Source organism: uncultured Sphingorhabdus sp. (assembly GCF_937872355.1).
Taxonomy (GTDB): domain Bacteria; phylum Pseudomonadota; class Alphaproteobacteria; order Sphingomonadales; family Sphingomonadaceae; genus Sphingorhabdus_B.
Genome location: NZ_CALMSV010000184.1, coordinates 1 through 8,757, shown reverse-complemented (window position 1 = coordinate 8,757; position 8,757 = coordinate 1). Strand labels below are relative to the sequence as shown.

Below are 8,757 nucleotides of genomic sequence, written 5' to 3'. Positions count from 1 at the left end.
TGATGCTGGCGATACAACCCCGCGCCGTTCATTTATCAAAAGGATTTGCAGCTGATGTCAGATGGACAAGTCTGGAGTAATTCCCAGTTGAAGAAAGCGTTGCCTGACCACCTCCCGCTGTCGTCAGCAGACCGCGCACCTGCGGCTTTCAGGCCGCATGAGGAGAGGTGGGAGGAGCTTGTAAACAACGCGCTCTCCCCATCCCGGAGCAACTCTTTGCATTCGCGCGGTTTGGTCGAAAGTCGAGGCAGGGGGCTGCACCAGCTTACATCCTCATGCGGTAAAGATGAGACGCACATTTCGAGTGATCAATCACGGCAACCGCATGAAACGGTTTATCGTTTGCCTCCTCACGAGGTGGGCCAAGAGTACCAATTTTCCGAACTTTCAGTGCCTGAAGGTGATGGCGATCTGCTTTATGAAGATGCATATCAGCGACGTCTCGAAACAATCGTCGAGGAGGTCATCGAACGTGAGGGGCCCGTCTATCTCGACCTTGTCGTCGAACGGGTCGCCCGTGCGCATGGGAAGCAAAAGGCGGGACGGATTATTCAGGAGAGAGTTGTTTCGGCGATCCCAGCTGAGTGCCGTCGGGCGTATGACGGAAATCGCCTTGTCCTTTTTCCCAAGCATTCGAGCCCACATATGATCGTACCCTTGAGGCCCTCACGATCCGACTGGAGATCGCATCGGGATATCCCATTGATCGAGTTGGCCAGCTTGGCGCTGCCCGGAATCCGATCAAAGAAATCAACCGAAGACATACTCGCGCACTACTCCAAAGCATTCAAACTGGCGCGGCTTCGCCAGCCGACAAGAGTAAGATTTGAAGAGGCCATTGCGATTGCACGATCGTCAGTCGAGGCTGAGACTTAGTGCTACCCAGAATGAGGGATCCTTCGCCGCGAGGGCGCGGAGATCCGTTGGAAAGACGTTGGAAAAGCCCTTCAGAACGAACCGGCGAAATAACTGGTCACGTGGGGGAATATGGGAAATGGGAGGGCACACCGAACGCAGTAGCTGCTGCTGGTGAAGCTGAGTTAGATTAGCGAGTAACGGCCGATTTTGGCGAGTGGCAGTTTCTTGCTGCCTAATCTCAGCGCGACCTTGCCATGGCTCTGTCAATCGGAGACGAGCTGTAGCAAGTCTGACAGCACCCAATTGGGTCCAATTTTCAATCAGGTACAGTTAGTCTGACAGCTCCGCAACGAGTTTTCCGGCGAACCCCCAATCTTCAAATTCAACTTCTTGAATCACGACATGGACGTGCTCGGGCCTCTTACCGAGGTGCTCCACCATTAAATCTGTGACACCTTTTACGATCTCTCGCTTGGCTTCCTTGGTAGCGCCCTTGGTAAACTGGACATTGATATAAGGCATCGCGGCAAATCCTGTTCAAAAATATGATGTGAAATCATGGGCTTCTGTCCGAATGCCGATGAATCATCAATGTCGCCGTGACCGGCAACTTTGCCTGCTTCACAATCCCGAACTCGTCGGTGGGGCGATTCTCGGGCAATTCATTGCAGGCATTGCAAGCCCGACCGATCAATCTGACTTTTTCTCCGAGCCGGAGAACATCGATTTCCATTCCTTGGAACCGGGCTTAGCTTGCCATTTCATCTTGTCGGACAGAACACTCAGGCCCTCAGAGACAGACGGGCGAACCTTGATCTGGTCATACCAACGTTTCACATTTGGATAATCTTCAAGGTCCTGGCCCTGCATTTTTCGGGGCCTGACCCATGTGAACGTAGCTATATCGGCTATCGAAAATTCGTCCGCCAGATATTCATGATCCGCCAGCCGGTTATCGAGCACTTTGTAAAGGCGAGCGGCCTCTTGTGTGTAGCGGTCTACCGCATATTCGATCTTCTCGGGCGCGTATGTTCTAAAATGGTGTGCCTGCCCGAGCATCGGCCCCATGCTACTCACCTGGAAGAAAAGCCATTGCAGGGCTTCCAGCCTTTTCACTTCAGACTTGGGAAGAAGCTTTCCGGTCTTTTCAGCCAGGTAGAGCAATATGGCGCCAGATTCGAATATCGCAACCGGCTCGCCATTTGGACCATCGTGATCGATGATGGCGGGAACCTTGTTGTTTGGACTGATCTTAAGAAATGCCGGATCGAACTGTTCACCGGCCAGAATATTGATTGGCGTAACTTTGCCAAGCAATCCCAATTCCGCCAAAGCAATCGTCGCCTTGTATCCGTTGGGAGTAGGCCAGAAAAACAGTTCGATCATAGCGTGCGACCTGCTCCCCTTATCCGACGATCTTGAGATGATTCGAACGGTCGAGAAGCATTCCCGGGTTCATAATCCAATCTGGATCAACAGCATTCTTTGCGCCAGCCAACATATCCCGGAAAAGCGGGTCCACTTCCTTGTCGTACCACGGACGGAAGCTGCGTCCGACCGCATGGTGGTGCGTGATTGTCGCGCCAAGCTCCGATATCGCATCAGAAGCCACGTCGGAAAGCGCCTGGTAATGTTCAAGGCTCGTCTCGTGCGTGGAAGGCGCAACGACGGAATAATAGGGCGCCGGCCCATCGGGATAGAGGAAGGAGAATCTGCGGCAAACAATGCCACCGCCGGTCAGCGCTTTTTGCGCCTCGCTGACCCGGCGAATAATTTCCGTGTCCACGGCTTCGAATTTGTCCCAGGTATAGGCCGTTTCAAAGGTAAAGCTGACCACGCCCATCGCAGCGCGCGTATGCATCAATCGCGGCAGGTAACGGAATTGCTCGCGCCAATTCCCCTGCGCGCCGCTGCGGCTTGACTTCAAGGCATCGCCGCCCGATCCGGTCTTGGTCACGACTTCACCGCCGTGGTCCTGGCAAATTTCAACGCCGCGCTCCAGCCAGACATCCACGGGATGATCCGCAGATTCAAAGCCAAGCAGCAGCACAGATTTTGTGCCATCACCAGCGCCATAAAACTGGGCATCTTGCGCGTCCAGATAACGACAATTCGCAGGAAACAGGCCTGCCTGTGTGATCTGCCGAATGGCTGCGGCACCTTGATAGAACGTGTCAAAGGTGATGGTCGCATTCGCCCGGAAGACCACTCGCCCCTGAAGCTTCATCCATGCCTGTGTGATAATCCCGAGCGAGCCTTCAGAACCGATAAAGAGGCGGTCGGGATCCGGGCCGGCACCTGATCCCGGCAATCTGCGATTTTCTATCGTTCCGCGCGGCGTTACGACCCTGAGGCTCTGCACCATATCGTCAATATGGGTAAGGTGGGTAGCATAGTGGCCCGAAGAACGCGTCGCAATCCAGCCGCCAAGCGATGAAAACTCCCAGGATTGCGGAATATGTCTCAATGTGAGGCCGTGCGGCTTTAGCTGATCTTCAAGCGAAGGCCCAAGCGTACCTGCCTGGATAAGTGCGCAGCGGGAGACCGGGTCAACCTCCAGCACCTGGTTCATGTTCCCCAAATCGATAATTACCGAACCGTCGCAATCCTCCGGGGCAGTAAAGCCGTCCGTGACACTTGATCCGCCGCCATATGGAATTGCCGCATAGCCATTATCACCGCACCAATCCAAAACTGCGGCAACCTCGGCCTCGTTGCGAGGATAGGCAATCACATCAGGCGGATTGGTAAAATCTCGCCGAAAAATGCGCGTCAGGTCCTTGAAGCTCTTGCCGTAGGAATGAGAAACGCGATCCCATTTGTCTGAATTACAAAAAGACGACAAGGAAGCAGGGATGGAGATCCGCGATTCCCTCAACTCGATTTCCTCGAGCGTTGGATCAGACAAGACCACCGGCTCATCAATGCCCAGGCGTTTGCCAACGCGAACGGCCATTTCCTTGACCTCAGCCTGGGAAATGACCTCGTCTTCGTATCCCCAGCTATGCCATTTGCGCCTCTTACCATAGTAGCCAGCTTGCTCAGTCATGATTCAATGCCCTCAGAAATCAGTTTGAGCACCAGAAGTTAACGGGTCGACGAACCTATTCTATTGCCATTGAAGTCAGTTTTTTGACAGATTCATTCAACTTCGTGCGCGGCCGGGATCTCCCTTGGATTGGAAAATTCAGACAAGAACCTCGGCTATTGCGGGCTGCTACAGGCCTCATGTTCAGGCGCGAGAAGCCCATCAGCCAATTCAACTGCTCGCGGTCGCTGCCTGCGAAGTGATTCGTTGTTAGGAACCGTTGCATGTCTGGCTCCAGCGTCGATCCCGAGACACTTCCCAGCCAGGGTCAGGTCTCATAAGTTGATTCAGAGGGCGCAGGAAGATGCCCGACAGACCAAGCTCATCCACGAGGCACGGGAAGAGTGGCAGGGTGTACGGCAACCGCATCTGCATGATGTTCTGCTTGATCAGGGTGAGCAGAGCTGTCCCAACCGTGTGGCTCGCCTTGCATGGCAAGCCGGGATCAAAGCTCAAGTTGGCTATAAGCGGCGTCCAGACAGCTATTGTGGCACGCCATCAGTTGTGATCGACAATACGTTGGATCGCCAGTTTGCAGTGTCAGCGTCCGACGCAGCATGGGTAACAGACACCACCTTCATCAGAACGCATGAGGGCTTCGCTTACCTCTCAGTGGTGATCGATCTCTATTCACGGCGGTGGTTGGTTGGCAGATACAAAGTCGGCAGACCGCTGATCTGGTCTGCCAGGCACTGCTGATAGCGGTGTGGCGCAGAAAGCCGAAGAACGTAGTTCTGATCCACTCCATCAGGGCTCACAGTTTATCTCCCGCGAATGAACCTGGCTCCTCCATGCCCACAATCTCAAGCACTCAATGGGCAGGCGCGGGAACTGCCATGATAATGCGTTCGCTGAGAGCTTCCTTAACCTGCTCAAACGCGAACGGATCCGAAGGCGGACATAAAAAACCCGCGCAGAAGCTCGGCAGGATGAGTTCGACTACATCGAAATTCTATAACCCCGTGCGAAAGCACGCCACAAACCCCATGTTGTCACCTGTGAACTTCGAACGACAGCAAAAAACAAACAATGAAGGCGTCTAGATCACTAGGCGCTATTCACTTCAATGTCTTCAATCTCAATGTTCCCCGTCAGCGCCTATGGCCCAGTTCATCGATCCGAAGTCAGGTGAAGTCTTGTCATTGCCGCTCCAATCGGAGACAAGTGGTCTCAACTTTGGTGACGCGAAAATGACCCACATCTCATACAAAAAAGAATTTTCAGATATTCGACAAGTTACATCGTTGAGACTCCTTGTTGATTTCGCGCGCGAACACGACATTCCAGCCCTCGAAATCCTGAAAGGAACGGAATTAGATCTGGATGATATTGAAGACCCATATTGCGAAATTCAGGTCTGGCAAGAACTCCGAGCAATTCAAAACTTGCTGGAGATAGACGATGATCCTGCCAACGGCGTGATTTTGGGAATGCGCCAACACCTGACCTGTTATGGAACACTAGGTTTCGCCATGATGGCTAGCCGCACGCTGGAACAAGCGCTAACGATTGGCGCCAAATTCTACAAGATATCTTTGTGGATCAACGAAGTTTCCGTTGTCCGAGATCCTGACACCATCAAATTCGTGATTCTTGGGCACAAGCTGCCACCATTCAGTCAACACTTTCTAGCTACAAGAGGCATGGCTGCCCTGGTTACCTGGGTCCAAGAGTTAACCAATTCCGAAGTATATCCATGCCAAACTTCATTCAAGAACGATAGACCGGACAATATGGATGAGGTTGGAAAGGCGTTTGGAACAGAAACGCTATTTGGGCAGAAAAACTATTCAATTTCATTCAATCGCAGCTTGTTTCGTATGCAATTGAAATTCGATGACCGTTGGTCACGCATGAGATTAGAGGACAAGCTGAGCAACACCCTTGAAAGGCGCCACTCAAGTACAAAAAACAGAGTCAAGGAAATGCTTCTGCAGATGTCAAATGAAAAGCTGTCCACTGAGCCAGAAATTTGTCGAGCTTTAGGGTGCTCAATGAGTACTCTGAGGCGTCGTTTGCATACAGAAGAAACAAATTTTCGACAAATCCAGTCCGAAGTTATTTTTGAACGTGCTTGCCAGCTCTTATTATCATCAACCATGACATTAGAGCAGATCGCTTACACGCTTGGATACTCTGAAGCAGGTAGTTTTTGTCGAGCTTTTAAACGGGTCGGTGGAATGGCACCCGGTCGTTGGCGCAAAGCGAATACATCCTAGCGATTCCACTGCTCAAGCTACAACCTACTCGGCAGGGCGCTTCGACCTCGACTTTTGGTTCTCATGTTCGTTCCTTCGTCACTACGACGAGAACCAAAACCCTCCTAAACTTCAACCGCTAATCTGTCTCATGAACGCTGACGGGGAACAGTCGCAGCTCTCATAAGCCTCTCTGTTGCGCCATCGCGTGATTTCATACTCGGCCGCGCCGTCAAAATAATCGAACACTGGAAATGGAATTCGACGCTGGGCGAGACGATGAAAATCAGTCACATTGTGACAGCCTGGAATATTCATCTGCGTCACTCCAAATCTAGGAGTTTTTGATGATCTTTTTGGATCGTCTTCTTATCAATCTTACCGGACGCGATACGAACCAATGGCTCGGTTGTGACCCGGATGTGCTTTGGGATTTTGAAACCGGCAATCTTGAGCTTCAGATTTGATCTTATGGCGTCGACGTCTACTTCCCGATCAACATATATTGTCGCCGCAACATCCTCGCCCAGCCTTTGGTCGGCTACGCCGTAAACGCTGACCTCAATAATTGCCGGATCGTTTAACATTGCCGATTCCACCTCGGCGCAACCGATATTTTCACCACCCCGAATGATGATCTGTTTCAACCGATCTACGATGTAGAGATATCCATCTTCGTCGAGATAAGCGATATCTCCCGTCCTGAACCAACCACCTTCCAGAAAATCGCCGCTCGAATCTGGTCGGTCCCAATATTTGTGAATCACCGAGGTTCCTCGAACAAGCAATTCTCCGCGCTCTCCGGCCTTTACAAAGTTATCGTCGCTGTCAACAATTCCGAGCTCAAGAACCGCGCTCACCCTGCCCGAACTGGATGGTCGCATTAGATATTCTTCGCCACCGATCGACGTGCCGATCGAGTTGGTTTCAGTCATCCCCCATCCGGTGTGCGGCTTTGCATTCTTGAATGTCTCGTCAATGCCCTTCACTTGAGATTCAGCGCGCGCCGATCCGCCGCCACCCACGGCGAGCAAGCTGCTCACATCTTTATCCTGCTTTTGCGCCGCCAGCATAAGGTCTCCCGTCATTGCGGGCGTTCCAACAAAGCTGACAATTTTTTCTGCCTCAACCAACTCGACAGCGACATTCGGGTCCCATTTGTACATCGCAACAGTCTTCCGCTTTCTGCGGAAACTGGTCAGCAATACAGCAAGAAGTCCGTTGACGTGAAAAAGCGGCATGCCAAGCAAGGCTGCGTCCGGATAATGCGGCTTCGATTGCCCTTTGGGCGCGCCACCGTGGATTGTTGCCAAAACTGCCAGATCAAGCTCCCAGGACAAGAGCGCCGCAATGATGTTGCGGTGCGTCGAGACGGACCCTTTGGGGTGGCCAGTCGATCCCGATGTAAACAAGATGACCGCATCATCGTCCGGTCCCAGCTCAACCTCTGGCATATCGACTTTGCGACTTAGCAGAGGTTCGATCGGTTGGGCTCTCTCTTCAGGTTCGGATCGAACCGAGATGAGGTGCATTTCATTCAAGCGGTCATTTCCAATTATACGGTCAAGCCGCTCTTGATCAACAATTGCAACTTTTGTTCCGGTGTGATTCAGTCCGTATTCGAGCTCATCGGATTCCCACCAGGCGTTCAGCGCGACTACGATGCCCCCGATTGATGTGATCGCTGTAAATGCGATTGGCCATTCTGGATAATTGCGCATGCCAATGGCGACCCTATCTCCAGGCGAAATACCATATTTTTCGATCAATTCGGCAGCCAAGCTCGAGGCCCGCTGATACATTTCATTGAATGTGTATCGTTCTGTTTTATAAACGTAAAAAGTTTGGTCGCTGATCGATTCTTTGATCATTTGCGGCAAAGTGCTCGGGGCGTTTACAAACCATTTGCACACATTCCCATTGATCGTAATATCCTGAAGCTCGAATTGCTCACCTCGAGCAGTCAATTTCGAAATCGCATCAGTCCGATCCATCTCGGTTTCCTTCCAAAAATCCTATCGCTTTGGACATCGACTTTGCACAAATTCGGCACTTGATAGACAGAGCCGAATGAAACAAATCTTCGACCAATTCATCCAAGATTCGCATTGAGGGTCACAAACCTGTTCGGATCAGAAATAATCAATTCCAATATGCGGCTCGAAAAATGTTGCGCCATCCTACGAAAAACCAACGAAATATTTCGAAATAGAGCGTTTTCGTTCAACTGCGTTTTGCAAATAGAGAAGAGTCTTGTCCCGAATGGATCAAGCATCTTCCAAGATCATATGGGCGCCTTTTTCGCCAATCATGATCGATGGGGCATTTGTATTTCCGGAAACTATTTTTGGCATGATCGAGGCATCAATAACTCGCAAACTCTTGATTCCTCGCACCCTTAGCCTCTGATCGACAACAGCATTCGGATCGCTATCTGGGCCCATTTTACATGTACCAACGGGGTGATAAATCGTGTCGGCTCGGTTGCGGATGTCTTCTTTTAGCTCCTCGTCATCGTTGCTTGCGCCAGCGTAGAGCGCCTTTCCTCTATGTGCATCAAATGACGGAGCTTGCATGATTTGTTGAGCCTGTTTCACCCCAGCTAACATTGTA

General features: G+C 51.5%; 7 protein-coding genes and 1 pseudogene. 3 read left to right on the top strand and 5 right to left on the bottom strand.

Features of this window, described 5'->3' with window-relative positions; genetic code table 11:
• Positions 1-390 precede the first annotated feature (390 nt).
• On the top strand, positions 391-876 hold the full coding sequence (locus Q0239_RS12355) for a DUF3320 domain-containing protein (RefSeq protein WP_298603327.1): 486 nt from the start codon (positions 391-393) through the stop codon (positions 874-876).
• 312 nt (positions 877-1,188) lie between these two features.
• Here the strand turns inward: Q0239_RS12355 and Q0239_RS12350 are convergent, their stop codons facing one another.
• From Q0239_RS12350 to Q0239_RS12340, 3 genes are all read right to left on the bottom strand, one after another.
• Positions 1,189-1,380: a 4-oxalocrotonate tautomerase family protein gene (locus Q0239_RS12350; RefSeq protein WP_054588526.1), complete on the bottom strand. Its 192-nt coding sequence runs from the start codon at positions 1,378-1,380 to the stop codon at positions 1,189-1,191.
• A gap of 168 nt (positions 1,381-1,548) precedes the next feature.
• The gene (locus Q0239_RS12345; RefSeq protein ID WP_054588525.1) at positions 1,549-2,244 is read right to left on the bottom strand and encodes a glutathione binding-like protein; all 696 of its coding nucleotides are present in this window, start codon (positions 2,242-2,244) and stop codon (positions 1,549-1,551) included.
• 19 nt (positions 2,245-2,263) lie between these two features.
• A complete protein-coding gene (locus Q0239_RS12340; RefSeq protein WP_298603326.1) occupies positions 2,264-3,814 on the bottom strand; it encodes an FAD-binding oxidoreductase in 1,551 nt (516 codons plus the stop codon).
• A 387-nt stretch (positions 3,815-4,201) separates the two neighbouring features.
• Between Q0239_RS12340 and Q0239_RS12335 the strand changes: the two are divergent.
• Together Q0239_RS12335 and Q0239_RS12330 are read left to right on the top strand one after the other, a co-directional pair.
• Positions 4,202-4,989 (top strand): annotated as a pseudogene (locus tag Q0239_RS12335) (IS3 family transposase); the annotation flags it as partial.
• 57 nt (positions 4,990-5,046) lie between these two features.
• Positions 5,047-6,165, top strand: a complete 1,119-nt coding sequence (locus tag Q0239_RS12330) for an AraC family transcriptional regulator (RefSeq protein WP_082831473.1) — start codon at positions 5,047-5,049, stop codon at positions 6,163-6,165.
• A 302-nt stretch (positions 6,166-6,467) separates the two neighbouring features.
• On the opposite strand, the gene Q0239_RS12325 is transcribed toward Q0239_RS12330, so the two are convergent.
• Both Q0239_RS12325 and Q0239_RS12320 read right to left on the bottom strand, forming a co-directional pair.
• Positions 6,468-8,015: a class I adenylate-forming enzyme family protein gene (locus Q0239_RS12325; RefSeq protein WP_298603328.1), complete on the bottom strand. Its 1,548-nt coding sequence runs from the start codon at positions 8,013-8,015 to the stop codon at positions 6,468-6,470.
• 396 nt (positions 8,016-8,411) lie between these two features.
• Positions 8,412-8,757: GMC oxidoreductase (locus Q0239_RS12320; protein ID WP_298603324.1), on the bottom strand; the 346-nt coding region annotated here is incomplete at its 5' end.